Source organism: Candidatus Accumulibacter similis, assembly GCA_013347225.1.
Classification (GTDB): Bacteria; Pseudomonadota; Gammaproteobacteria; order Burkholderiales; family Rhodocyclaceae; genus Accumulibacter; species Accumulibacter similis.
Map to the genome: position 1 here is coordinate 4,225,667 of CP054595.1, position 22,523 is coordinate 4,248,189.

The 22,523-nt window shown below is 65.7% G+C and carries 22 protein-coding genes; 11 read left to right on the forward strand and 11 right to left on the reverse strand.

All coding sequences use genetic code 11. From position 1 onward, the window contains the following. Positions 1-78 precede the first annotated feature (78 nt). The 4 genes from HT579_18625 to HT579_18640 all read right to left on the reverse strand — a co-directional run bounded on the left by HT579_18625 (position 79) and on the right by HT579_18640 (position 3,001). Positions 79-807, reverse strand: a complete 729-nt coding sequence (locus tag HT579_18625) for a UDP-2,3-diacylglucosamine diphosphatase (GenBank protein ID QKS31716.1) — start codon at positions 805-807, stop codon at positions 79-81. 44 nt (positions 808-851) lie between these two features. Next, on the reverse strand, positions 852-1,343 hold the full coding sequence (locus HT579_18630) for a peptidylprolyl isomerase (protein QKS30755.1): 492 nt from the start codon (positions 1,341-1,343) through the stop codon (positions 852-854). Beyond that, positions 1,340-1,909, reverse strand: a complete 570-nt coding sequence (locus HT579_18635) for a peptidyl-prolyl cis-trans isomerase (protein ID QKS30756.1) — start codon at positions 1,907-1,909, stop codon at positions 1,340-1,342. Before HT579_18635 ends, HT579_18630 begins: the two co-directional genes overlap by 4 nt. Before the next feature lie 147 nt (positions 1,910-2,056). Then, positions 2,057-3,001 (reverse strand): tetratricopeptide repeat protein, encoded by a 945-nt coding sequence (locus tag HT579_18640; GenBank protein ID QKS30757.1) that lies wholly within the window; start codon positions 2,999-3,001, stop codon positions 2,057-2,059. A 127-nt stretch (positions 3,002-3,128) separates the two neighbouring features. Here HT579_18640 and HT579_18645 point away from each other — a divergent pair, with 127 nt between their 5' ends. Beyond that, positions 3,129-4,505 carry a cysteine--tRNA ligase gene (locus HT579_18645; GenBank protein QKS30758.1) on the forward strand — a complete coding sequence of 459 codons (1,377 nt, stop codon included), beginning with the start codon at positions 3,129-3,131 and terminating at the stop codon, positions 4,503-4,505. Between the two features lie 70 nt (positions 4,506-4,575). On the opposite strand, the gene HT579_18650 is transcribed toward HT579_18645, so the two are convergent. The 4 genes from HT579_18650 to grpE all read right to left on the reverse strand — a co-directional run bounded on the left by HT579_18650 (position 4,576) and on the right by grpE (position 9,874). Then, positions 4,576-5,718: an ABC transporter substrate-binding protein gene (locus tag HT579_18650; GenBank protein QKS30759.1), complete on the reverse strand. Its 1,143-nt coding sequence runs from the start codon at positions 5,716-5,718 to the stop codon at positions 4,576-4,578. A gap of 344 nt (positions 5,719-6,062) precedes the next feature. After that, positions 6,063-7,187 carry a molecular chaperone DnaJ gene (dnaJ, locus tag HT579_18655; GenBank protein ID QKS30760.1) on the reverse strand — a complete coding sequence of 375 codons (1,125 nt, stop codon included), beginning with the start codon at positions 7,185-7,187 and terminating at the stop codon, positions 6,063-6,065. 71 nt (positions 7,188-7,258) lie between these two features. Further along, positions 7,259-9,196, reverse strand: coding sequence for a molecular chaperone DnaK (gene dnaK, locus HT579_18660; protein QKS30761.1), 1,938 nt, complete (start codon positions 9,194-9,196; stop codon positions 7,259-7,261). 99 nt (positions 9,197-9,295) lie between these two features. Beyond that, positions 9,296-9,874, reverse strand: coding sequence for a nucleotide exchange factor GrpE (gene grpE / locus HT579_18665; GenBank protein ID QKS30762.1), 579 nt, complete (start codon positions 9,872-9,874; stop codon positions 9,296-9,298). Between the two features lie 166 nt (positions 9,875-10,040). Between grpE and HT579_18670 the strand changes: the two genes are divergently transcribed. From HT579_18670 to HT579_18680, 3 genes are read left to right on the forward strand one after another with little or no spacing between them, the layout of a single operon-like run. Continuing rightward, the gene (locus HT579_18670; protein QKS30763.1) at positions 10,041-11,390 is read left to right on the forward strand and encodes a protein kinase; all 1,350 of its coding nucleotides are present in this window, start codon (positions 10,041-10,043) and stop codon (positions 11,388-11,390) included. 15 nt (positions 11,391-11,405) lie between these two features. Further along, the gene (locus HT579_18675; GenBank protein ID QKS30764.1) at positions 11,406-12,149 is read left to right on the forward strand and encodes a TerC family protein; all 744 of its coding nucleotides are present in this window, start codon (positions 11,406-11,408) and stop codon (positions 12,147-12,149) included. After that, positions 12,146-12,574: a universal stress protein gene (locus HT579_18680; protein QKS30765.1), complete on the forward strand. Its 429-nt coding sequence runs from the start codon at positions 12,146-12,148 to the stop codon at positions 12,572-12,574. Before HT579_18675 ends, HT579_18680 begins: the two co-directional genes overlap by 4 nt. A gap of 32 nt (positions 12,575-12,606) precedes the next feature. On the opposite strand, the gene hslU is transcribed toward HT579_18680, so the two are convergent. The 3 genes from hslU to HT579_18695 are packed head-to-tail and all read right to left on the reverse strand — an operon-like array spanning position 12,607 to position 15,739. After that, positions 12,607-13,938 carry an ATP-dependent protease ATPase subunit HslU gene (gene hslU / locus HT579_18685; GenBank protein QKS30766.1) on the reverse strand — a complete coding sequence of 444 codons (1,332 nt, stop codon included), beginning with the start codon at positions 13,936-13,938 and terminating at the stop codon, positions 12,607-12,609. A 2-nt stretch (positions 13,939-13,940) separates the two neighbouring features. Beyond that, positions 13,941-14,477: an ATP-dependent protease subunit HslV gene (gene hslV, locus HT579_18690; protein ID QKS30767.1), complete on the reverse strand. Its 537-nt coding sequence runs from the start codon at positions 14,475-14,477 to the stop codon at positions 13,941-13,943. Positions 14,478-14,500: 23 nt separating this feature from the next. Beyond that, positions 14,501-15,739, reverse strand: coding sequence for an STAS domain-containing protein (locus tag HT579_18695; protein QKS30768.1), 1,239 nt, complete (start codon positions 15,737-15,739; stop codon positions 14,501-14,503). 269 nt (positions 15,740-16,008) lie between these two features. On the opposite strand from HT579_18695, the gene HT579_18700 reads away from it, so the two are divergent. From HT579_18700 to arsC, 7 genes are all read left to right on the forward strand, one after another. Then, positions 16,009-16,560, forward strand: coding sequence for a tetratricopeptide repeat protein (locus HT579_18700; protein QKS30769.1), 552 nt, complete (start codon positions 16,009-16,011; stop codon positions 16,558-16,560). Between the two features lie 196 nt (positions 16,561-16,756). Further along, complete coding sequence (locus HT579_18705) at positions 16,757-17,923, forward strand: efflux RND transporter periplasmic adaptor subunit (GenBank protein ID QKS30770.1); 1,167 nt, start codon at positions 16,757-16,759, stop codon at positions 17,921-17,923. Positions 17,924-17,926: 3 nt separating this feature from the next. Next, on the forward strand, positions 17,927-18,652 hold the full coding sequence (locus HT579_18710) for an ABC transporter ATP-binding protein (GenBank protein ID QKS30771.1): 726 nt from the start codon (positions 17,927-17,929) through the stop codon (positions 18,650-18,652). Next, a complete protein-coding gene (locus HT579_18715) occupies positions 18,634-19,842 on the forward strand; it encodes an ABC transporter permease (protein QKS30772.1) in 1,209 nt (402 codons plus the stop codon). The genes HT579_18710 and HT579_18715 overlap by 19 nt, the downstream gene beginning before the upstream one ends. Before the next feature lie 23 nt (positions 19,843-19,865). Continuing rightward, complete coding sequence (locus HT579_18720; GenBank protein QKS30773.1) at positions 19,866-21,071, forward strand: ABC transporter permease; 1,206 nt, start codon at positions 19,866-19,868, stop codon at positions 21,069-21,071. Positions 21,072-21,457: 386 nt separating this feature from the next. After that, the gene (locus HT579_18725) at positions 21,458-22,069 is read left to right on the forward strand and encodes a CBS domain-containing protein (protein QKS30774.1); all 612 of its coding nucleotides are present in this window, start codon (positions 21,458-21,460) and stop codon (positions 22,067-22,069) included. A 60-nt stretch (positions 22,070-22,129) separates the two neighbouring features. Beyond that, positions 22,130-22,492 (forward strand): arsenate reductase (glutaredoxin), encoded by a 363-nt coding sequence (gene arsC, locus HT579_18730; GenBank protein ID QKS30775.1) that lies wholly within the window; start codon positions 22,130-22,132, stop codon positions 22,490-22,492. Positions 22,493-22,523 lie beyond the last annotated feature (31 nt).

Consider the following 22,523-nt stretch of genomic DNA (forward strand, 5'->3'; position numbering starts at 1 on the left):
GGCGATGCCAGCGGCACGCGGGGCACGCGGCAGCCGTCGGACGACTGAGGTACCGCCGGCCCATCGTGATGTCGCCGGTCAGCTCAGGCACTCACGGGCCAGACGCTCGCCATCCCAGCAGAGACACTCGCCACGGCTCGCGTGCCAATCGGCCAGCACCCACCGCTGGACATGGATCCCGTCGACGATGTGATCGTGTGTCGCCGGCCGATGCGTGTGGCCGTGGATCAGGCCGACGTAACCGTGGGCGCGCAGGAAATCGTCGGTCTCGGCCGGGTTGACATCCATCAGGTACTGCGCCTTGTCGCGCTTGGCGGTTTCGCTCTGCTGCCGCAGAGCCGCGGCGACTGCCTTGCGCTCGCTCAGCGGCCGGGCGAGAAAGGCCTGCTGCCAGTCGGGACGGCGAACCAGCGAACGGAACGACTGGTACTCGCGGTCATCCGTGCACAGCGAGTCTCCATGCGCCAGCACGAACTCGCCGCCGGGCAAGGCCAGCAGCCACGGGTCGGGCAGCAGGCGCGCGCCGCTGGCAGCGGCAAAACGCTCGCCGAGCAGGAAATCACGATTGCCGTGCATCACCGACAGCCCGACACCGGTGGCAACCAACTCGCGCAGGGCAGTGACGACTTCGGCTGCCAGACGGTCTGCCGGGTCGTCCAGGCAGTCGTCGCCCGGCCAGGCTTCGAAGAGGTCGCCGAGGATGAACAGGCTCTCGGCCGCCCGCGCCCGCCCGCGCAGAAAGTCGAGGAAGATGCGCGTCACCCCGGGCGCCTGTGGCGCCAGGTGCAGATCGGAAATGAACAGGATCGGACGCAAGCCCTTGCCTGCAGCAGTCGCCTACGGGCGCGGCATCAGCAGACTTCGGTCCGCTCGATCAGGACGTCCTCGAGCGGCACGTCGGAATGGAAACCCGAGGTTCCGGTACGGACGGCCCTGATCCGGTCGACCACGTCCTGCCCCTCGACCACCTTGCCGAAGACACAGTAGCCCCAGCCCTGCGCGTTCGGTGCACGGAAGTTGAGGAAATCGTTGTTGACGACGTTGATGAAGAACTGCGCCGTCGCCGAGTGTGGCTCCGCCGTGCGCGCCATCGCGACCGTGTAGGCCTCGTTCTTCAGTCCATTGTCGGCCTCGTTCCTGATCGGCGGCCGGCAGGGCTTCTGCTTCATTCCCGGCTCGAATCCTCCGCCCTGGACCATGAAGCCGGGAATCACACGATGAAAGATCGTGTTGTCGTAGTGGCCGGCGGCGGCATAGTCGATGAAGTTCTGTGCCGACAGCGGCGCCTTCTCGGTGTCGACCTCGATGGCGATGACGCCGAAGTTGGTATGCAGCTTGATCATGGTTTTCCTTTCTCGGAGATGATCCTGACCGACTGGATGGTGACCGGCTCAAGAGGAACGTTCTGATGCATCGCGCGGTTTCCGGTCGGCACGCCGGCGATCCTGTCCACCACCTCGATCCCCTGCGTCACCCTGCCGAAGACGGTGTAGCCCCAGCCATCGGGCGAAGGATGGTTGAGCGACCCGTTGTCGCGATGATTGATGAAGAACTGCGAACTCGCGGAATGCGGATCGGCGGTGCGCGCCATGGCAATCGTCCCACGATCGTTCCTGAGTCCGTTCTTCGCCTCGTTCTCCACCTTGCGTGGCGCCGGCTTCTGTTCCAGCTCGACCGTGAAGCCACCGCCCTGGATCATGAAGCCGGGAATGACGCGGTGAAACACGGTGCCGTTGTAGAAGCCCTCGTTCACGTACTGGAGGAAGTTGCGGACGGTCCTGGGCGCCTTGTCGGAATCCAGTTCGATGACGATGCGCCCCATGCTGGTCTGCATCTCGACGCTGGGCGCCGCCACGACCGCGACCGACAGCAGGGCGCCGGCGAGCGCAAAAGCGATTTTTCTCAACATCAGACAACTCCTTGGCAAGCGATTCCCGGCTGCCGGGCGACGGGCAGCGGGCGGCAGCATGCAGGCGTCGGCCGGTAGCCGCCACTGCTGCCAGCGAAAACGACATGGTCGGACGCGGTGCCGGACGGTCGGCGCAGCGCACCGCGATCAGCCGACACGCTCCTCCTGGATCAGCCAGCGTCCGCCCGACCTGACGAGCACCAGAGTCTTGGCCACCGTCGAGGTCAGCGCCGGCGAAGAGAAGGTCTGCCGGAAACGCACGGTGGCCTTGCCGTCAGCGAAAGCCACCCGGATGTCCTCGACCTCGACCTGCAGTCGGCCGGGTTTGCGCATCGGCCGCAGGCGCCCCTCTTCCCAGCTCTTGCGCGTCATGCCGCGCGGCGCGCGGAAGTCGGCAGCGTAGTGTGCGAAGTACGCTTTCGCGTCCTTGCGTGACCAGGCCCTGGCCCAGGCCTCGATCGTCCTCGCCACTTCCTTCTCGTCAGCGTCGCCGGCCACCGCGGGCACCCGGTCTGCCTTGCCGGCGACCGCTGCGTCCGACAGCCGCGAAGCACCCGGGCCGGCATCGCCGAGGCTGCCACTGCCGGCTTCGCGCATGCGCGACAGCTTCAGCCGCGCGGCTTTCCTCGCCGGGTCGATCTGCAACGCCTTCTCGTAGGCCTGACCGGCGAGCCGCGCATGGATGTCGCCGAGATTCTCGTAGGCGGTGGCGTAGTTCGGCTGGATCCGGATCGCCATCTCGAGCGCCGTTCGCGCCTTGTCGTACTGCTTCTGCTGGGCGTAGAGGACAGCCAGGTTGTTGTACGGCTCCGGCAACTCGGGATAGTCCTCGATCAGCTTGCTGAAGACGGTCATCGCGTCGGCGGGACGCCCCATTTCGACGAGAATCAGGCCCTTGCTGAAACGTCCGCGGGCATCGCCCGGATTGCTCGCCAGGTGGTCCTCGATCCGTTCCAGTGCCGCCGCCTGCTGCCCCTCCTTCAGCAGTCGCTGCGCCTCGGCGAGGTCGTCCGCGAGAGCAGCCGGGACGACCCCGGCGAGCGCCCAGGCGAGCAACAGGGAGCGGATGGCTGGCAGAAGGCTCGGACGCATCGATATGGTATACTGGGCCACGCTCGGTCGGAAGGCAGGAAACCGGACGATTCTAGCAAGAAGTCCGGCCAAACCAAAATCCTCCGCCGCTGCCAGCCACCCACGGCACCCTCCCGCAGACCCGAAGATGCTGAAAATCTACAACTCGCTGACCAGAGACAAGCAGGAATTCGTCCCCATCGTTGCGGGCGAGGTGCGGATGTACGTCTGCGGCATGACCGTCTACGACTACTGTCACCTGGGTCACGCGCGCGTGCTGGTGGTCTTCGACATGGTGCAGCGCTGGCTGCGGGCGAGCGGGCTGCAGGTCTGCTACGTGCGCAACATCACCGACATCGACGACAAGATCATCCGCCGGGCCATGGAAAACGGCGAAACCATCGGCGAGCTGACCGCCCGCTTCATCCGCTTCATGGATGAGGACGCGGCCGCGCTCGGCGTCTCCAAGCCGGACCACGAACCGCGCGCCACCGAGTACGTACCGCAGATGCTGAGCCTGATCCAGCGACTCGAAAAGAACGGTCTGGCGTATCGTGCGCCGGCCGGTGACGTCAATTTCTCGGTGCGCCGCTTCCCCGGCTACGGCAAGCTCTCGGGCAAGTCGCTCGACGACCTGCGTGCCGGCGAGCGCGTCGACATCGACGGCGCGAAGGAGGATCCGCTCGACTTCGTGCTCTGGAAACACGCCCGTGAAGGCGAACCCTGCTGGGCCTCGCCGTGGGGAGACGGCCGCCCGGGCTGGCACATCGAGTGCTCGGCGATGAGTTCGCACCTGCTCGGGGCGCACTTCGACATCCACGGCGGCGGGCAGGATCTGCAGTTCCCGCATCACGAGAACGAGATCGCCCAGTCCGAGGGGGCGCACGGCTGCCGTTTCGTCAACTACTGGATGCACAACGGTTTCGTCCGCGTCGATGACGAGAAGATGTCGAAGTCGCTCGGCAACTTCTTCACCATCCGCGAAATCCTGCGCCAATACGATGCCGAAGTCCTGCGCTTCTTCATCCTGCGGGCACACTATCGCAGCCCGCTGAACTACTCGGACGCGCACCTCGACGATGCCCGGCACGCGCTGAGCAGACTCTATACCGCACTGAAGGCGGTGCCTGTGGCAGCGGCGGCGGCAGTGGACTGGAACGAGCCGCACGCAGCGCGTTTCGCGGCGGCAATGAACGACGACTTCAACACTCCGGAAGCCTGTGCAGTGCTGTTCGACCTCGCGGCAGAGGTGAATCGCAGCCGGTCGGCGCCGCTCGCCAGCCAGTTGCGCGCACTCGCGGGACTGCTCGGACTGCTCGGCCGTGAACCGCAGGACTTCCTGCAGGCATCCCCGGCGCACGGCACCGAGACAACGGTCGAGGCGATCGAAGCATTGATCGCCGAACGTGCTGCCGCCAAGAAGCGTCGGGACTTCGCCGAGGCGGATCGCATACGCTCCGAACTGCTGACTGCCGGAGTGGTCCTCGAGGACGGCGCCAAGGGAACGAGCTGGCGCCGCGCCTGACCCGGGGCCAGGGCGGCGCCAAGCGCCCTGCGCTCAGCAAGCGCTTCCGCCCGACGCCGAGTTCATCGAGTCAGCGCAGCACCCGCCCACCGCTGCCAATGACCGTCAGGTCGACGAAGCGTGAACCGGTCCGGTCGGTCGGCGAATAGCTGACGCGGTAGCCGCCAAGGTCGTGATTCTGCATGCCCTCCAGCGCTGCGACGAGTTTCTCTCGCGTCGGCTCCTTGCCCGCCTTGCGCAGCGCCTCGACGAGCACTTTCGCCATGGCGTAGGCTTCGATCCCGTAGTACGACGGTTTTCCCTGCTTGCCCAGGAGTTTCTGGTACTCGCGCACCATCGGCAGCGTGTCGTTCCATGGGTAAGGCATCACCTGCGAGATGCCGATGCCACGCGCCTCGTTCCCCAGTTCCTCCACCAGCAGGTCGGCGCCTACCGGGGACAGGGTCATGAACTGCGGATTCTGTTTCGCCTTCCTCATCTCGCGGACGAAGGCGGCACTGGCCTTGTAGAGGGTCACCATGATCACCGCCTGTGGATTCGCCCTGGCGATCGTCTGCACGGCGCCGCTGACATCGGCGGAATTGCGCTCGACCGTGGCCACCGCCGACGGCATCTGGTTGTGCTTCCTGAGCGCCGCCAGCACTCCCTCGAGCCCCGACTTGCCGAAGCCATCGTTCTGGTAGAAGACGGCGATGCTCTTGAAACCGAGCGAGACGAGTTGGTTGACGATCGCCTCGGTCTCGTTGGCGTAGCTCGCGCGGACGTTGAACATGTAGCGATTGTTGGGATGGTCACGCGGCGACTGGCGCAGCGAGTCTGCTCCGGAGATCGTTCCCACCAGTGGCACCCTGGCGGCGCCGAAGACTTCGTCCATTGCCGCCGTGGTCGGGCTCGAGCCGTAGAACGCCAGCAGCGCGAAGACCTGCTCCTGGGCAATCAGCGCTCTGGTGTTGGCGACTGTCCGCTCGGTCTCGTAGCCGTCATCGAGACTGCGCAGGTCGAGCCTCCTGCCGTGCACGCCGCCGGCTTCGTTGAGCTGGCGAAAATAGGCGTTGATGACCATCTTCATGTCCAGCCCGTAAGGGCCGCTGGGACCGGAAAACGGCGCCGTCATGCCGATCAGGATGCTCTTGTCGGTGACCCCGACCTCGCCCGCTGCAACCCAACCGGCCCAGCTCAGGACAACCAACAACAGTGCTCTGACGAGTTTCATGCCGTCCTCCCCGCGTGACGCGCTGGCCGCAACCGCGCAGCGACGACCCCGGCCACGCGCGGAGAATGGCGATACAAACTGACACCGTGCTTACACGCGCCAAATCGCCTTGCGACACAAGGCGCGCGCGCCGAGTCCGGAGTGTGTGGAAGAAGCGACGGCCAGCCGATCGTGCGGCTTCGCTCATCCGCTGCCGCCCATCGGCAGTCGGACACCCAGGTGACGGTGGGCGGCACGCGATGTCAGGCGTGGGCCACTGCTCGTACCGATGCGCGTGCGATCGCGCCGTGCGCTCGCTGGCGCCCAGCATCCTTGCCTGCGCGCCAGGACTTGTTGACGACCGATCAGGTCGCGGCAAAGAAGTCGCGCACGCGATCCATCCACGACTTGGCGCGCGGGTTGTGATGACCGGCGTTGTCCCGACTGGAATCCTCGAGTTCGCGCAGGAGTTCCTTCTGTCGCTCGGTGAGATGAACCGGCGTCTCGACGACCACGTGGCAAAGCAGATCGCCATGCGCGTTGCTGCGCACGCCCTTGATCCCCTTGCCACGCAGCCGGAACACCTTTCCCGACTGTGTCTCGGCAGGAACGCGGATCTTCGCCGCGCCGTCGAGAGTCGGGATGTCGATTTCGCCGCCGAGAGCTGCCGTCGTGAAGCTGATCGGCATCTCGCAGTGCAGATCGTTCTGCTCGCGCTGAAAGACGGCGTGCGGCTTGAGGTGAATCTGGACGTACAGGTCTCCCGCAGGACCGCCATTGATGCCGTGCTCACCCTCACCCGACAACCGAATCCGGTCGCCCTCATCGACGCCGGCCGGTATCTTCACCGCCAGCGTCTTGTGTTGCTTGACCCGACCGGCCCCATGGCAAGCGCCACAGGGGTCGGCGATGTAGCGGCCGGTACCATGACACTTGGGGCAGGTCTGCTGAATCGAGAAGAATCCCTGCTGCAGGCGAACCTGGCCGCTGCCCTGGCACGTCGGGCAGGTCTTCGGCTGCGTTCCCGCCTTGGCACCGCTGCCGTGACAGGCTTCGCAGGCCTCCATGGTCGGGATGCGAATCTTGGTTTCCGTCCCGAAGGCCGCCTGCTCGAGGCTGATCTCCAGGTTGTAGCGCAGGTCGGCACCACGATAGACGTTCGAACGTCCGCCACCGCCACGCCGCCCACCGAAGATCTCGTCGAAGATGCCGCCGAAGGCATCGGAGAAACCGCCGGCACCGGCCGCGCCCATCCCCGCCTGCGGGTCCACTCCGGCATGGCCGTACTGGTCGTAGGCAGCCCTCTTGTCGGGATCGGAGAGGATCTCGTAGGCTTCCTTTGCTTCCTTGAAGTGTTCCTCAGCCTTGGGATTGTCCGGATTGCGATCCGGATGGAACTTCATCGCCAGCTTGCGGTAGGCCTTCTTGATGTCCTCATCGGCGGCGTCACGGTTGACGCCCAGAATGTCGTAATAGTCGCGTTTTGCCATTGGTTCGTGAGCACTTTGGGGGGCGGGCGAAGGGAGGCGCGATTATACGCCCCCCCCCTGCAGACTACAGCCTACTTCCGGTCCTTGACTTCGGTGAACTCGGCATCAACGACGTCGCTGTCGTCCTTTCTCGCTTCGCCGGTCGCACCTGCCGCGCCGCCCGTGCCACCCGCTCCAGCCGCTTGCTCCTGCTGTTTGGCGTACATCTTCTCGCCAAGCTTCTGGGCAGCCGTTCCGAGGGACTCGCTCTTCGCCCTGATGGCGTCGATGTCGTTGCCGCGAATCGCCTCTTCCGCATCCTTGATCGCCTTCTCGATCGTCGCCTTCTCACTGTCGGCAAGCTCCTTGCCATATTCGGCAAGAGACTTCTTGACGGTGTGGATCATGGCGTCACACTGGTTGCGTGCTTCCGCCAGCTCGTGTGCCTTGCGGTCTTCTTCGGCGTGCAGTTCGGCGTCGCGCACCATGCGCTGCACCTCATCCTCGCTGAGCCCGGAAGAGGCCTGAATCTTGATCTTGTTCTCCTTGCCAGTCGCCTTGTCCTTCGCCGACACATGCAGGATCCCGTTGGCATCGATGTCGAAGGTGACCTCGATCTGCGGCATGCCACGCGGTGCCGGCGGGATGTCCGACAGATTGAACTGGCCCAGACTCTTGTTGCCGCCAGCCATCTCGCGCTCACCCTGCAGGACGTGGATGGTGACTGCGGACTGGTTGTCGTCGGCGGTCGAGAAGACCTGTGTCGCCTTGGTCGGAATCGTCGTGTTCTTCTTGATCAGCTTGGTCATCACGCCACCAAGCGTCTCGATGCCGAGTGACAGCGGCGTCACATCGAGCAGCAGAACGTCCTTGACCTCACCCTGCAGGACACCACCCTGGATCGCCGCACCGACCGCCACCGCCTCGTCGGCGTTGACGTCACGCCGCGGCTCGCGGCCAAAGAATTCCTTGACCTTGTCCTGGACCTTCGGCATCCGCGTCTGGCCACCGACCAGAATCACGTCGTTGATGTCGCCGATGCGGCAGCCGGCGTCCTTCAGCGCAATGCGGCAGGGCTCGATGGTCCGCTCGACGAGATCATCGACCAGCGACTCGAACTTGGCGCGCGTGATCTTCTGCGTCAGGTGCTTCGGACCCGATGCGTCGGCAGTGATGTACGGCAGGTTGATCTCGGTCTGCTGCCCGGACGACAGTTCGATCTTGGCCTTTTCCGCTGCATCCTTGAGACGCTGCAGCGCCAGCACGTCGGCCTTGAGGTTGACTCCGGTCTCCTTCTTGAACTCTTCGATGATGTAGTCGATCAGCCTCTGGTCGAAATCCTCGCCACCGAGGAAGGTATCGCCGTTGGTCGACAGGACTTCGAACTGGTGCTCGCCTTCGACCTCGGCAATCTCGATGATCGAGATGTCGAACGTGCCACCACCGAGGTCATAGACGGCAATCTTCTTGTCGCCCTGCTTCTTGTCCATGCCGAAGGCAAGGGCAGCGGCCGTCGGCTCGTTGATGATCCGCTTCACCTCGAGCCCGGCGATCCGCCCGGCATCCTTGGTTGCCTGCCGCTGGCTGTCGTTGAAGTAGGCGGGAACGGTGATCACCGCCTCGCTCACCTCCTCGCCAAGATAGTCCTCGGCGGTCTTCTTCATCTTGCGCAAGACCTCCGCCGAGACCTGCGGCGGCGCAATCTTCTTGCCGCGCACCTCGACCCAGGCGTCACCATTGTCGGCCTTGAGAATGCGGAACGGCATCAGCGAGATGTCCTTCTGTACCTCCTTCTCCTCGAAGCGCCGGCCGATCAGGCGCTTGATCGCGTACAGGGTGTTCTTCGGGTTCGTTACTGCCTGCCGCTTGGCAGGCGCACCGCACAGGACCTCGTCATCCTCGGCGTAGGCGACGATCGACGGTGTCGTGCGCGCGCCTTCCGAGTTTTCGATCACCTTCGGCTTGCCATTCTCCATCACGGCGACGCACGAGTTGGTCGTCCCGAGATCGATGCCGATTACCTTTCCCATTCTTGAATCCTTTCAGTATGCTCTTGTTTCCTGATTGCACCGTCGCCCGCAGACGAAATGCCCGAGATGCCTTCTCAGGTGGGGGTCACCCGGCGTATTTCAAGACGCCGCCTTGGCGACAATGACCAGCGCCGGACGCAACACGCGCTCGGCGAGCAGATAGCCCTTCTGCAGAACGGTGACCACCGTGTTCGCTTCCTGGGCGGACTCGACGACACTGATGGCCTGATGCCGGTTCGGGTCGAATTTCTCGCCAACCGGGTTGATCTCGGTCAGAGACGATTTCTCGAACGCCGCGACCAGTTGTTTCAGGGTCAACTCACTGCCGGCGCGCAGGCTCTCGACCGTTGCCGCTTCAGTCGCCAGCGCCGCTTCGAGACTGTCCTTCACCGGCAACAACTCGCGAGCGAAACGATCGATCGCGAACTTCGCCGCCTTGGCGATATCCTCCTGCGCTCGCCGCCGCACGTTCTCGGTTTCCGCCTTGGCGCGCAGCCACAAATCCTGGTACTCGTCTGCCTTCTGGCGCGCCTGCTGCAATTCCTCCTGCAGGACGGCGCCATCATCTTCTGCCTGCGGCAGCTCGGCAGCGGGCGCTTCGCTGACCGCAGGCGCCTCTGCCGCGGCGGCCGCTGCGGCAACGGTTGGTTCCTCAGGTACTGCGTCGTTGGTGTGCATGGATGCTCATCTCCGGGAAAACGAACTGCTATCTGGGGGCGTGCCGTCGAATTTCAAGCCTTGTGGCGCCGCATTCCGGCAGCAACAGGCAACGGGCCAGGATTTTTTTGCTGCAAGGAGCGCTTCTGCTGCTAGCATTCCGCTTTTGTCGGTCGCCGGGCTCCGTATGCTGCAGAAGATAGGAAAGTACGAGGTCATTCGCTCGCTGGGCAAAGGGGCAACCGCCGTCGTCTATCTGGCGCGTGATCCTCGCCTTGACCGGCATGTCGCCATCAAGCTGATTCGCTTCGACGACGACAACGCAGCCATGTCGCGTCGCCTGCGCAAGCTGTTCCAGACCGAGGATTCGATCGGTCGCCGGCTCAATCATCCCAACATCGTCAAGATCTTCGACGCCGTGGTCGAACCCGACCAGGCCTATCTGGTGATGGAGTTCGTCGATGGCGTCGCGCTCGACAGGTTCTGCACGATCAACAAACTGCTGCCGATGCATCGGGTCATCGGCATCATCTTCAAGTGCTGCCTGGCCCTCGACCACGCACTCCACCAAGGTGTGGTCCATCGTGACATCAAGCCGGCAAACATCCTCATCGACGCCAACGACAATCCGAAGATCACCGATTTCGGACTCGGCCTCAATCTCCTCAAGGACATGAGCCAGGACTCGACCTTCGTCATGGGCGTCGGCTCGCCGGCCTACATGTCGCCGGAACAGGTCAAGAACTACCCGCTCAACCACAAGACCGACCTCTACTCGCTCGGCGTCCTGCTGTTCCAGTTGCTGACGGGGCGGCTGCCCTTTCGCGCCAACAACCCGGCGACGCTGGTGTACAAGATCGTCAACATGGACGCCCCGTCGGTCTGTGCGCTGAACCCCAATCTGCCGCCGGGCCTCGATCCGATCATCCGCAAGGCGCTCGAGAAGGATCTGTACAGCCGCTATCGCAACGGCGCCGAGTTCGCCAAGGATCTGTCAGCGGTGCGTTACCAGATGCAGGAAGAGGATCAGACGCAGCAGGATTTGGCGCACTTCGACCGTTTGCGCAAAGTCGACTTTTTCGCCGAGTTCGAGGACATCGAGTTGTGGGAGGTCCTGCGCATCAGTGTCTGGCGTGAACTCTCGGAAAAGGTGACGCTGATACGCGAAGGCGAAAACCATCGCAAGTTCGGCGTCATCGTCGACGGGTTTGTCGAGGTTTCTGCCAACGGCCGGGTGATCTGCCGCCTCGGCCCCGGCGAGGTCGTCGGCGAAATGGCCTTCCTGCACCCGACAGACGACCACCGCCGGGCAACGGTGGTCACCCTCGAGGCCACCCGCTTCCTGGAGATCAACAGCTCGGCCCTCGGCCTCAGTTCGGACGAAGTGCGCGAGCGCTTCAACAAGGTGCTGCTCGTCAAGCTCCTCGAACGCCTCCGCGAGGCCAACAAGGTGCTCGCGAAACTGGGGCAGACGGCGGTTCAGGGCCGTGCGTCGGCCCATGCCGGCGGCGGCTCGCCACCGCTTGAACTGCTCTGACAGGAGAGTCCCGCAATGCCCGACCTCGCCTCGCCCGCTTTCTGGATTGCCGTCCTGCAGATCATCGCCATCGACATCCTGCTCGGCGGCGACAATGCGGTGGTCATCGCCCTCGCCTGCCGCCGGCTGCCGGAGGCGCAACGCAACAAGGGCATCTTCTGGGGCGTCTTCGGCGCCATTGCCCTGCGCGTCGTCCTGATCTATTTCGCCCTGCAGCTGCTCGCCGTCCCTTACCTGAAGATCGTCGGCGGCTTGCTGCTGTTCTGGATCGGCATCAAACTGATCCTGCCCGAGCACGAGGACGCGCACGGCAACGTGCAGAGCAGCAGCACGCTGCTGGGAGCGATCAGGACGATCATCGTCGCCGACGCCGTCATGAGCGTGGACAACGTCATCGCCGTCGCCGGCGCAGCACACGGATCGATCGTCCTGGTCGTCTTCGGCATCGCCGTCTCGATCCCGGTGGTCGTCTGGGGCAGCAAGCTGGTGCTGACCCTCATGGATCGCTTTCCGGTCGTGATCACCGCCGGCGGCGGCCTGCTCGGCTGGATCGGCGGCGGCATGCTGCTCACAGACCCCGGATTCCCCGTGCACTGGCGAGACGTCGTCCCGCACAGCACCTCCATCGCATCCGGCGCTGGCGCCCTGCTGGTGGTCGTGGCCGGCAAGTGGCTGGCCCAGCGACGGCATGCCCGGGTTGCCCATGATGGACTGGCCACCGCCAAGGCGGCGACCGTTGACCGAGGAGATCCCACTTGAACACACGATGGTTGCTGCCCGTCGACGGGTCGCTGCCGGCGTTGCGCGCAGTCGATCATGTCATCGCCGAGGCGCTTGCCACGCCGCAAGAACTGGAGGTCCTGCTGCTGAACGTGCAGCACCCGCTGCCGTCCGATATCAGCCGCTTCGTCAGCACCGACGTCGTCCATGATTATCATCGCGAAACGGGCGACGCCGCGCTGGCCTCTGCCCGCGCCCGACTTCACGCGGCCGGAATCGGCCATGCCGAGCACGTCCTGGTCGGTGAGGTCGCACCGACGATCGTCGATTTCGCACGCGAAAACGACTGCGGGCTGATCATCATGGGAGCACGCGGCCTCGGAAGCGTGGCCGGTCTGCTTCTCGGATCGGTGACGCAGCGCGTGATCCATCTCACCGACCTGCCGGTGGTCGTCGTCAAGTAGTTCGGCGCAACCGCGCCGGCTTCCCTGCCTGCTCAGAGAACGTAGCGCGACAGATCCTCGTTTCGTGCCAGTTCGGCGAGGCGATCGTCGACGTAAGTGGCGTCGATGGCAAGATGTTCACCAGTTCCCTTGCCGGCGGTGAATGAGATCTCCTCGAGCAGACGCTCCATGACCGTGTACAGGCGGCGGGCACCGATGTTTTCCGTCCGCTCGTTGACCGACCAGGCAATCTCGGCCAGGCGCCTGATGCCGTCGGCAGAAAAGTCGAGCGCCACCCCTTCGGTCGCCAGCAGCGCCTGATACTGCTTGGTCAGGCAGGCGTCGGTCTGCGTCAGGATGCACTCGAAGTCGGCCACCGACAGCGATTCGAGCTCAACGCGGATCGGCAGCCGGCCCTGCAATTCGGGGATCAGGTCCGATGGCTTGGCAAGATGAAAGGCTCCGCTGGCAATGAACAGGATGTGATCGGTGCGGATCATCCCGTACTTGGTCGACACCGTCGTCCCTTCGACCAGCGGCAACAGGTCACGCTGCACCCCCTGGCGCGACACGTCCACACCATGCGCGTCGCTGCGCGACGCGATCTTGTCGATCTCGTCGAGAAAGACGATGCCATTCTGCTCGACATTGCGCACCGCGTCCAGCTTGACTTCCTCGTCATTGACCAGCTTGGCTGCTTCCTCGTCGATCAGCAGCCGGCGCGCCTCGCAAATCTTGAGCTTGCGCGCTTTCCTCCGGCCGCCGCCGATGTTCTGGAACATGCCCTGAATCTGCGCCGTCAACTCCTCCATGCCGGGCGGGGCGAAGATTTCCGCCTGCATCGATGGCGCCGCGACGTCCACCTCAACCTCCTTCTCGTCGAGTTCCCCCTCACGCAGCTTCTTGCGAAACTTCTGCCGCGTGGCACCTTCGTCGCCTGCCTGCGCATCATTGTAGAAACTGGCGCGGGCCGGCGGCAGCAGTGCGTCGAGCAGGCGATCCTCGGCAGCGTCCTCGGCGCGCAGCCTGACACCCTTCATCGCCCTTTCGCGACCACTCTTGACGGCGATCTCGACGAGGTCGCGAATGATCGTCTCGACGTCGCGGCCGACGTAGCCGACTTCGGTGAACTTGGTTGCCTCGACCTTGATGAACGGCGCGCTCGCCAGGCGTGCCAGGCGGCGAGCGATTTCCGTCTTGCCGACACCGGTCGGACCGATCATCAGGATGTTCTTCGGCGTGATCTCCTGCCGCAGCGGCTCGGCCACCTGCGCCCGACGCCAGCGATTGCGCAGGGCGATGGCCACCGCCTTCTTCGCCTTCCCCTGACCGACGATGTGCTTGTCGAGTTCGTGAACGATTTCCTGTGGCGTCATCGACGACATGGTTACTCCAGCACCTCGATGGTGAAGTTCTGATTGGTGTAGATGCACAGATCGCCGGCGATCTGCAACGACTTGCGGACCACTTCCGCCGCCGTGAGAGCGCTGTTCTCCACCAGGGCCCGCGCCGCCGAGTGGGCAAAGGCGCCGCCGGAACCAATCGCCACGATGCCGTACTCGGGCTCGAGGACATCACCGTTGCCGGTGATGATCAGCGATGCCTCGCGGTTCGCCACTGCCAGCATCGCGTCCAGCCGGCGCAGCGCACGGTCGCTGCGCCAGTCCTTTGCCAGTTCCACCGCCGAACGCAGGAGGTTGCCCTGGTGCTTGTCGAGCTTTGCCTCGAAGCGTTCGAAGAGGGTGAAGGCGTCGGCAGTGCCGCCGGCAAACCCGGCAAGAATCTTTCCTTGGTGAATCCGCCGAACCTTGCGCGCACTCGCCTTGACGACGATGTTGCCCAGCGTCACCTGCCCGTCCCCACCCATGGCAACGCTGTCGCCGCGGCGTACGGACAGGATCGTCGTGCCGTGGTACTGTTCCATATACTGGCTCCTTCGGGGGGGTTCTAGTTCCGCGCGAGAACGACCTCGGCCACGGCCCTGAGGCCAACGACACGGAACAACTCGGCCACCAGATGGTTCGGGTGGCGAAAGACGATCTGCCGGCCGGTTCCCTTGATCGTCGTCAGTACGTTGAGCAAGGCGCCGGCGCTGAGAAAGTCCATTCTCGTCACCCGCGAACAATCGATCAGCACCGGATCATTCGCCGCCGAGTAGGCGAGCAGATCGCCAAAGCGCGACGACTTGACCTCGCCCTTGATGACGTATGCCTCGGCCATCAGGTCGTCGGCTGCCGCCAGCACCAACGGAGCCGGCCCGGTGGCGGCCACCCGCTGCGCTTCCCACGAAGGAGGTGAAATCTCGAAATTCACTGCGTACTGGATGGCCAGTTCTTCGAACACCTCCTGCTGACCATACAACTGACAGAACTCGAGTTGCAGCAACCAGCAGGCACGGTCACTCGGTAGACCCGGCACGACGCGACTGTCAAGCAGGCTGGCGACGTGGTCGCGGTTGAGCAATTCGATTTCGTGCCGACTCTTGTGCGCCTGCTGCAGCAGACATAGAAGGCGCTCGCAACCGGCATCGTCGAGCCGGCGCACCTTGGCAAGATCGAGACGCAGGTGCTGGTTGGTCGCAAGCGCCTGCCGCACGCTGGCGAAGGCGGCCTCGTTGTCGCCCGTCAGATCGCCCTTGAACAGGACAGTACCGGCCTTGATCAGCACGGGCGCGGCCCGCACCGCCTCCTGCCAGCCCGGCGGCGACTTCTCGAAGGCCTGCGCGTACTCGATGCCGAGTGCTTCGAAAGGGCCTTTCTGCCCGCTGACGCGAAAGAGGTCGAAAAGCATCAGCCAGAGCCGCTCGCCGGTGCCGCTGCGGTACAGGCGGGTCGCGTGCTCGAGTCGCGAGCGCACGGCAGCATCCTGGCCGTTGGCGTAGAGCATTGCGGCTTCTTCCGCCTCGGCATCGATCGGGTCAAGCTCGACCTCGGGCTGGAAGTTCGGCTCCATGGCGCTGAACACGAACTCACTCAGATCGAGCGGTGGCGCATCGCTCTTCGTCACCGGTGTCGCGAATGGCAGGTCAGCCCGGTTCAAGCCGATCGGAGCCGCCGGCGCATGCCGGACCCTGTCCTCCGCCGGTGCACCGGCAACCGTGCCACGCTCGTCGGCACTGCGCGGAGTGGCGGCTGGCCGGGTCCCCATCTTCTTGTCCGGCTGCTTCTTGAAGAACGAAAAAACCATGGCTGGCTACGAGCGGCTGATCCAGTGGCAACAAACCACTCTTGTAACACATCGTTCCACAGACTGCAATTTCAATCCGCAGCAACCAGCCGCGGACCGCGACACGTCTACCGCAGGTGGCGGCGGCAGCGGATCGGGCACGCTTCTGCCGGCTGAGCGCTGGCGGGACGGCCGGCGAACACGTCCTGGCTTTGGTTCATACCCACTTCTTGCTAGAATTCGACCCTCACGCGACAGACATCCGCTGCCTGGCCAGGAAAGCCTACCCTATGCGCCCGATCCTTCGCAGGCTCTTGCCGGCAACCGTGCCGGCAATGGTCCTCGTCCTGTTCTTCGCTTTCCCCATCCCCAGCGCCGTCGCCAGCGAACTGGCGGAAGCCGAGCGCCTGTTGAAGCAGGGCCAGGCACCGCAGGCGCTGGCGAAGGTCGAGACCTACGTGGCAGGCAAGCCGCGCGAACTGCAGGGCCGCTTCCTCAAGGGGCTGATCCTGATGGAGATGAATCGCCCGAGCGAGGCCATCACCGTGTTCACGCAGATCAGCGACGACTACCCCGAGTTGCCCGAGCCCTACAACAACCTGGCGGTTCTCTACGCCCGGCAACAGCAGTTGGAGCGCGCGCGCATGCTGCTGGAGATGGCGATCCGGACGCACCCGGGTTACGCGCTTGCGCGCGAGAACCTCGGCGACGTCCTGCTGCGATTGGCCAGCCAGTCCTATGATGAAGCGCTGCGACTCGATCCGGGCAACAAGGGGATGCAGGCCAAGCAGGCCCGCCTGCGCGAGTTGAATGTCGCACCGTCGCCGGGCGCCATCCGCTGAGGGCCGCGCAGCAGTCCGCCCGGAGCAACCGGTGATGAGCAGAATGGCGGCAGTGACCGTGAACTCGCGACTGCGGCCGGCGACCCGCCACAGCACGTCCTGATGGCAGGCTTTCGCGGGGCGGCCAGCGCAGCCACCTGGTCCGCAGCCGATCACCGACACTGAAGCCGTCCCAGCCCCATCGCAGAGAACGCGCATGCCATCGCCCCTGCTCCGCCGCCTGCTCGCGGCCCTCCTTGTCGCAGCGCTGATCGCTGGCGGCATCTGGTGGCTAGGCAGGCCGCAGCCAGTCACCGTCGTGCTGCGGGAGATCGACCGTGGCTTGGTCGAATCCACCATCGCGAATACCCGCGCGGGAACGGTCGAGGCCTGTCAGCGCACCCGCCTGTCGACGATCACCGGCGGCCGCATCGAAGTCCTGGCGGTGAAGGAAGGAGACCGCGTGCGCCAGGGCCAGTTGCTGATGAAGCTCTGGAACGACGACCAGCAGGCGCAGAGCGCCTGGCTTCTCACGCAGGTCGCGACCGCCCGACGGCGCGTCGACGAAGCCTGCGTCACGGCCGCCAACGCCGAGCGTGAGGCGGCGCGGCAGACAGCGCTGCGGGCGCAGGGTTTCGTCTCCGGAGCACGCGAGGAAGGAGCGCGCACCGAGGCGCTCGCCCGCCACGCCGGCTGCCAGGCGGCGCAGGCGGATCTCAGGCAGACGGAAGCGAGGGTCAGGCTGAGCCGGGTCGAGCAGGGACGGACCGTCCTTTACGCACCGTTCGCCGGTACCATCGCCAAGATCGTCGGTGAGGTCGGCGAATACTCGACACCCTCACCTCCCGGCGTGCCGACGCCGCCGGCAATCGACCTCATCGACGACTCCTGCCTCTACATCAAGGCGCCGATGGACGAAGTGGACGCGCCGAAGATCAGCGCCGGACAGTCGGTGCGAATCAGCCTGGACGCCCTGCCCGGGCGCTCGTTCCCGGGGACGGTAAGGCGCGTCGCGCCCTACGTTTCGGCAGTCGAGAAGCAGGCACGCACCGTCGACATCGAGGCCACCTTCAACGACCCGGCGGCTGCGGGCAGACTGCTGGTCGGTTACAGCGCCGATGTCGAGGTGATCCTGGCAGTCCGCGACTCTGTCCTGCGCGTGCCGACATCGGCGCTGCTCGAGGGCAACCGGGTGCTGGTGGCACAGCCCGATGGCCTGCTCGCCGAACGCAGGATCAGGACCGGGCTCGCGAACTGGGAGTTCACCGAGGTCAGCGAAGGGCTGCAGGCAGGCGAGCGGGTCGTAACCTCGCTCGAACGGGCGGGGGTCAAGGCGGGAGCGCCCTACATTGCCGAGCGTGCATCTGCGGCTGGCGGCAAGTGAGCGATGACGGCGCCGCTGATCGAGCTGTCGCGCATCGAAAGGGTCTTTCATCTCGGTGACAGCCAGGTACACGCCCTGCGGTCGATCGACCTCTGCATTGCCGCCGGCGAGTATGTGGCGGTGATGGGGCCGTCGGGTTCGGGCAAGTCGACGCTGCTCAACCTGCTCGGCCTGCTCGACCGCCCCGACAGCGGCAGCTACCGCCTCGCCGGCCGCGACGTCACCACACTCTCCGCCGACGAGCAGGCGCGCGTGCGCAGCGAGCGGATCGGCTTCGTCTTCCAGAGTTTTCACCTCGTTCCACGGTTGACCGCGGCCGAGAACATCGCGCTGCCGATGGTGCTCGCCGGCATCCCGCCGGCGCAACGTGGCGAACGCCTGCGGCAGGCGCTGCGCGACTATGGGCTGGAGAACCGGGCCGACCACCGACCCGACCAGCTCTCGGGCGGACAGCGCCAGCGCGTGGCGATCGCCCGCGCAACGATCATGCAGCCGGCGCTGGTCCTCGCCGACGAGCCCACCGGCAACCTCGACCGGACGACCGGCGAGGAGGTCATGCGTCTGCTCGAAGAACTCAACCGCGGCGGCGTCACCCTGATCGTCGTCACCCACGACGGCGCCCTTGGCGCGCGCGCGCGCCGGCAACTGCTGATGGCGGACGGCAGCCTGCAGCAGGATCGCCCGCGCAGCGGCGGCACGCGGAGCGAAACATGCGCACTGCCGACCTGATCCGTTTCGCGCGCGACGCGGCAACCGGCAACCCCCTGCGCACTGGCCTGCTGGTCCTCGCCATGGCGATCGGCGTCGCTGCCGTCGTCGTCCTGACGGCGCTCGCCGACGGCGCCCGGCGTTATGTCCTCAACCAGTTCTCGGCGATCGGCAGCAATCTGGTGATCGTTCTCCCCGGGCGCTCGCAGACCGGCGGCTTCAACCCGGGCAACGCCATCACCAGTACCCCGCGCGACCTGACGATCGACGACGCGCAGGCGCTGCTCCGCGCCAGCGCCGTACACCGGGTGGCGCCCCTGGCCGTCGGCACCTCGGAGATCAGCGTCGGCGGCAGACTGCGCGAGGTGATGGTCGCCGGCACCACTGCCGACTTCATCGCCGTACGCCGCCTCACGCTCGCCCAGGGCCGCTTCCTGCCGCCCGGAGACTGGCGCCGCGGGGCGTCGGAGGCAGTCATCGGCGCGCGCATCCGCAACGAGCTGTTCGGCCGCGATGAGGCGCTCGGGCAACTCGTGCGTGTCGGCGATCGCCGCTTCCGCATCGTCGGCGTCCTCGCAGCGACCGGCCAGGGGCTGGGCATGAATACCGACGAACTGGTCATCGTTCCGGTCGCGCTGGCGCAGGCGATGTTCAACAGCAACACGCTGTTCCGCATCCTCGTCGAGGCGAACAGCCGCGAAGCGATCGCGCCGGCGAAGGCACAGGTCAGCGAGATCATCAGGTTGCGCCACGAAGGCGAAGAGGACGTGACGGTCATCACCCAGGATGCCGTACTGGCCACCTTCGACCGCCTCCTCGGCACGCTGACCGTCGCCGTCGCCGGCATCGCCGCGATCAGCCTGGCAGTCGCAGGCATCCTGGTGATGAACGTGATGCTGGTCTCGGTCACCCAGCGAACGGCCGAAATCGGCCTGCTGAAAGCGCTTGGCGCAACGCGGGCGACGATCCGCAACGCCTTCCTGACCGAGGCGGCGATGCTCTCGCTGGCCGGCGCCCTGCTCGGCTTCGCCCTCGGGCACGCCGCGGCCACCGTGATCCGTCAAGTGTACCCGGCCTTTCCAGCGCAGCCACCGGATTGGGCGGTGCTCGCCGGAGTGGCCACCGCGCTCGTCACCGGCCTCGCCTTTGGCGTCCTGCCGGCGCGCCGCGCGGCGCTTCTCGATCCCGTGCAGTCGCTGGCCAGGCGCTGAAGCGGGCGAACGGGAACGAGGCGATGATCCGCAGCCAGGACATGCTCCAGTTCGCCGTGCGCGCGCTGCGGGCACACCGGCTGCGCAGCTTCCTGACCCTGCTCGGCATCGCCGTCGGGATTGCGGCGGTGATCCTGCTGACCTCGATCGGCGAGGGGATCCACCGCTTCGTCCTCGCCGAGTTCACCCAGTTCGGCACCAACGTGATCAGTGTCGCACCCGGCCGGATCAAGACCTCCGGGCCGGCGCCGACCGGCATCCCGACCTCGGTACGACCGCTGACGCTCGACGATGCACGTGCGCTCGAACGCCTGCCGCACGTGACGGGGATGACCGCCACCGTCTGGGGCAACACCGAGGTCGCTGCCAACGGCCGCCTGCGGCGAACGACGGTCAACGGCGTCAGCGCGGCGATGCTGCGGGTGTTCAGCATCGATGTTCGCAGCGGCCAGTTCCTGCCAGCCGATGAAGCCGACTCCGCCCGCGCCTTCGTTGTCCTCGGCGCACGCCTGAAGGAGGAACTGTTCGGGCCGGCGAATCCGCTGGGTGCGAAGGTGCGCGTCGGCGGCATGCAGTTTCGCGTCATCGGCGTCCTCGAGGCGAAGGGGCAGATACTCGGCATCGACCTCGACGACGCGGCCTACATCCCGACCGCGCGCGCACTCGAACTCTACAACCGCGATGGCATCATGAAGATCGACCTGTCGTACGAGGAAGGCGTGCCGGCCGCCGCCGTCAGTGCGCTGGTCACGGCAACGCTGAAGGCCCGCCACGGACGCGAAGATTTCACCATCACGACGCAGGAAGACATGCTGCGCACACTGTCGAACATCCTCGATGTCCTGACCATGGCCGTCGGTGCGCTGGGCAGCATCTCGCTGCTCGTCGGTGCCGTCGGCATCGCCACGATCATGACCATCGCCGTCGCCGAGCGAACCGGGGAAATCGGCCTGCTGGTCGCTCTCGGCGCCCCGAGGCGCAGCATCCTCGGCCTCTTTCTCGGCGAGGCGGTCGCCCTGTCGGCATTCGGCGGACTGCTCGGCCTGCTGCTCGGCATCGGCCTCGCGCAACTCCTTCACCTGCTGCTACCCGCGCTGCCGGTACACACCCCTTTCAGCTTCGCTGTCCTGGCCGAAGCGCTGACCATCGTCATCGGGCTGCTGGCAGGGGTTCTGCCGGCACGGCGTGCTGCCTGGCTGAACGCCGTCGATGCGTTGCGCAGCGAGTGATCCACGGGCGGCTGGGCGATCTCGCGCGCTGTCAAAATCCTTTACACCTGGCTGTCGCAAGGCCCGCCGCCAAGGCGCGGTTGCGTACTAAATCAGGACGCTCCACTTTCTGGTACGATTCGTGCTTTCTGTCGAGGAAACTACAAGATCCAGAGCACTGCCGCAGTACGCTGCAGTTGGCTCGGCCGGCCACGCGAGCGTGGCCGGCCATTTTCCCGGCTGGTCTTCGACGCTTTTTCACCGGAGGAGGGACCAAGGGTGGAGGACCGCAGGAGCCGGGACGGGGCCACGAGCGCAGGTTGCCTGCTGCGCTGCGGTCGCCGCCCGCCGCGACGACCGGCGACCGCGCCCCGTGTCTTTTTCCCCACCGCGGAGGTGACGGCAGCGTGTTTGCGGTCTACGGCCTGAGCGGCCCCATCTTCCGCGGCACCTTCGAGAGACTCGGCGAGGTGGCAGCGGTCACGCGCAGTCGCGCGGTGCAACCGATCGCCGGCGAAGAGCCACGCGCCCCGTTCGGCACACCAAGCGCGCAGGCGATCAGAGCCTACCGCCAGATCCTGCGCCCGGATGGCGATCGCGGCCCCCTCTACCATGCCTACCAGATCATGCAGCGACCGGTCGTTTCGCTGTCCAGCGAGGACGCCGTCGAACACGCCTGGCGCCTGCTGCTCGAACGGCGCATTCATCAGGCGCCGGTGCTCGATGCCGGCTACCGGCTGGTCGGCATCGTCAGCGAACGTGATCTGCTGACCGCGCTCAACCTCGGTCCGGATGGCCCGCGCGACATCATGGCGCGTCAGGTCGGCGACGTGATGACCACTCCCGTCGTCAGCGCCGATCCGGTCACCGACATCCGGCGCATTGCGCAGGTGATGCTCGAGCACGGAGTCGATGGCGTGCCGATCGTCAATGACCGCGACGCGCTGGTCGGTTTCGTATCGCGCGGCGACGTGCTGCGCGCAGTCATCAGCGACCCGCCGCTGAGCCTCTGGCGTTAGCCCCGGCGCAGCCGCTGCCAGCGAGCGACTCTCCACCCCAACCTCCCGAGGACGACGCCAATGAGCCAGACCCCCGTGCGCATCTATCACAACCGGCGCTGCTCGAAGAGCCGCGCCGCCTGCCAGCTGGTTGCGCAAAGCGGCCTTCCCGCCGAGATCATCGACTACCTGGAAACGCCGCCGAGCCGCGACGAACTGCGCGTGCTGCTGCGCCAGCTCGGCATGCCGGCAGCCGACCTGGTGCGCCGCGGTGAAGCCGTCTTCCGGCAGCTCTACGCCGGTCGGGCGTTGGGCGAGGAAGAGTGGCTCGACGCGCTGGTCGCCCACCCGATCCTGATCGAACGTCCGATCGTCGTCCGTGGCGATCGGGCCATCGTCGGCCGCCCGCCGGAAAAGGTCCTCGAACTGCTGCAGGCGGAGTGAGCGCCGGACCTGTCGCGCGCAGCCCTCGTGG

What these genes read in the sequence shown, in the direction of transcription:
- HT579_18630 (QKS30755.1), bottom strand. Translation starts at nt 1,343, where the DNA reads ATGATCAAGCTGCATACCAACTTCGGCGTCATCGCCATCGAGGTCGAC.
- HT579_18635 (QKS30756.1), bottom strand. Translation starts at nt 1,909, where the DNA reads ATGTTGAGAAAAATCGCTTTTGCGCTCGCCGGCGCCCTGCTGTCGGTC.
- HT579_18640 (QKS30757.1), bottom strand. Translation starts at nt 3,001, where the DNA reads ATGCGTCCGAGCCTTCTGCCAGCCATCCGCTCCCTGTTGCTCGCCTGG.
- HT579_18645 (QKS30758.1), top strand. Translation starts at nt 3,129, where the DNA reads ATGCTGAAAATCTACAACTCGCTGACCAGAGACAAGCAGGAATTCGTC.
- HT579_18650 (QKS30759.1), bottom strand. Translation starts at nt 5,718, where the DNA reads ATGAAACTCGTCAGAGCACTGTTGTTGGTTGTCCTGAGCTGGGCCGGT.
- dnaJ (QKS30760.1), bottom strand. Translation starts at nt 7,187, where the DNA reads ATGGCAAAACGCGACTATTACGACATTCTGGGCGTCAACCGTGACGCC.
- dnaK (QKS30761.1), bottom strand. Translation starts at nt 9,196, where the DNA reads ATGGGAAAGGTAATCGGCATCGATCTCGGGACGACCAACTCGTGCGTC.
- grpE (QKS30762.1), bottom strand. Translation starts at nt 9,874, where the DNA reads ATGCACACCAACGACGCAGTACCTGAGGAACCAACCGTTGCCGCAGCG.
- HT579_18670 (QKS30763.1), top strand. Translation starts at nt 10,041, where the DNA reads ATGCTGCAGAAGATAGGAAAGTACGAGGTCATTCGCTCGCTGGGCAAA.
- HT579_18675 (QKS30764.1), top strand. Translation starts at nt 11,406, where the DNA reads ATGCCCGACCTCGCCTCGCCCGCTTTCTGGATTGCCGTCCTGCAGATC.
- hslU (QKS30766.1), bottom strand. Translation starts at nt 13,938, where the DNA reads ATGTCGTCGATGACGCCACAGGAAATCGTTCACGAACTCGACAAGCAC.
- hslV (QKS30767.1), bottom strand. Translation starts at nt 14,477, where the DNA reads ATGGAACAGTACCACGGCACGACGATCCTGTCCGTACGCCGCGGCGAC.
- HT579_18695 (QKS30768.1), bottom strand. Translation starts at nt 15,739, where the DNA reads ATGGTTTTTTCGTTCTTCAAGAAGCAGCCGGACAAGAAGATGGGGACC.
- HT579_18700 (QKS30769.1), top strand. Translation starts at nt 16,009, where the DNA reads ATGCGCCCGATCCTTCGCAGGCTCTTGCCGGCAACCGTGCCGGCAATG.
- HT579_18705 (QKS30770.1), top strand. Translation starts at nt 16,757, where the DNA reads ATGCCATCGCCCCTGCTCCGCCGCCTGCTCGCGGCCCTCCTTGTCGCA.
- HT579_18710 (QKS30771.1), top strand. Translation starts at nt 17,927, where the DNA reads ATGACGGCGCCGCTGATCGAGCTGTCGCGCATCGAAAGGGTCTTTCAT.
- HT579_18715 (QKS30772.1), top strand. Translation starts at nt 18,634, where the DNA reads ATGCGCACTGCCGACCTGATCCGTTTCGCGCGCGACGCGGCAACCGGC.
- HT579_18720 (QKS30773.1), top strand. Translation starts at nt 19,866, where the DNA reads ATGATCCGCAGCCAGGACATGCTCCAGTTCGCCGTGCGCGCGCTGCGG.
- arsC (QKS30775.1), top strand. Translation starts at nt 22,130, where the DNA reads ATGAGCCAGACCCCCGTGCGCATCTATCACAACCGGCGCTGCTCGAAG.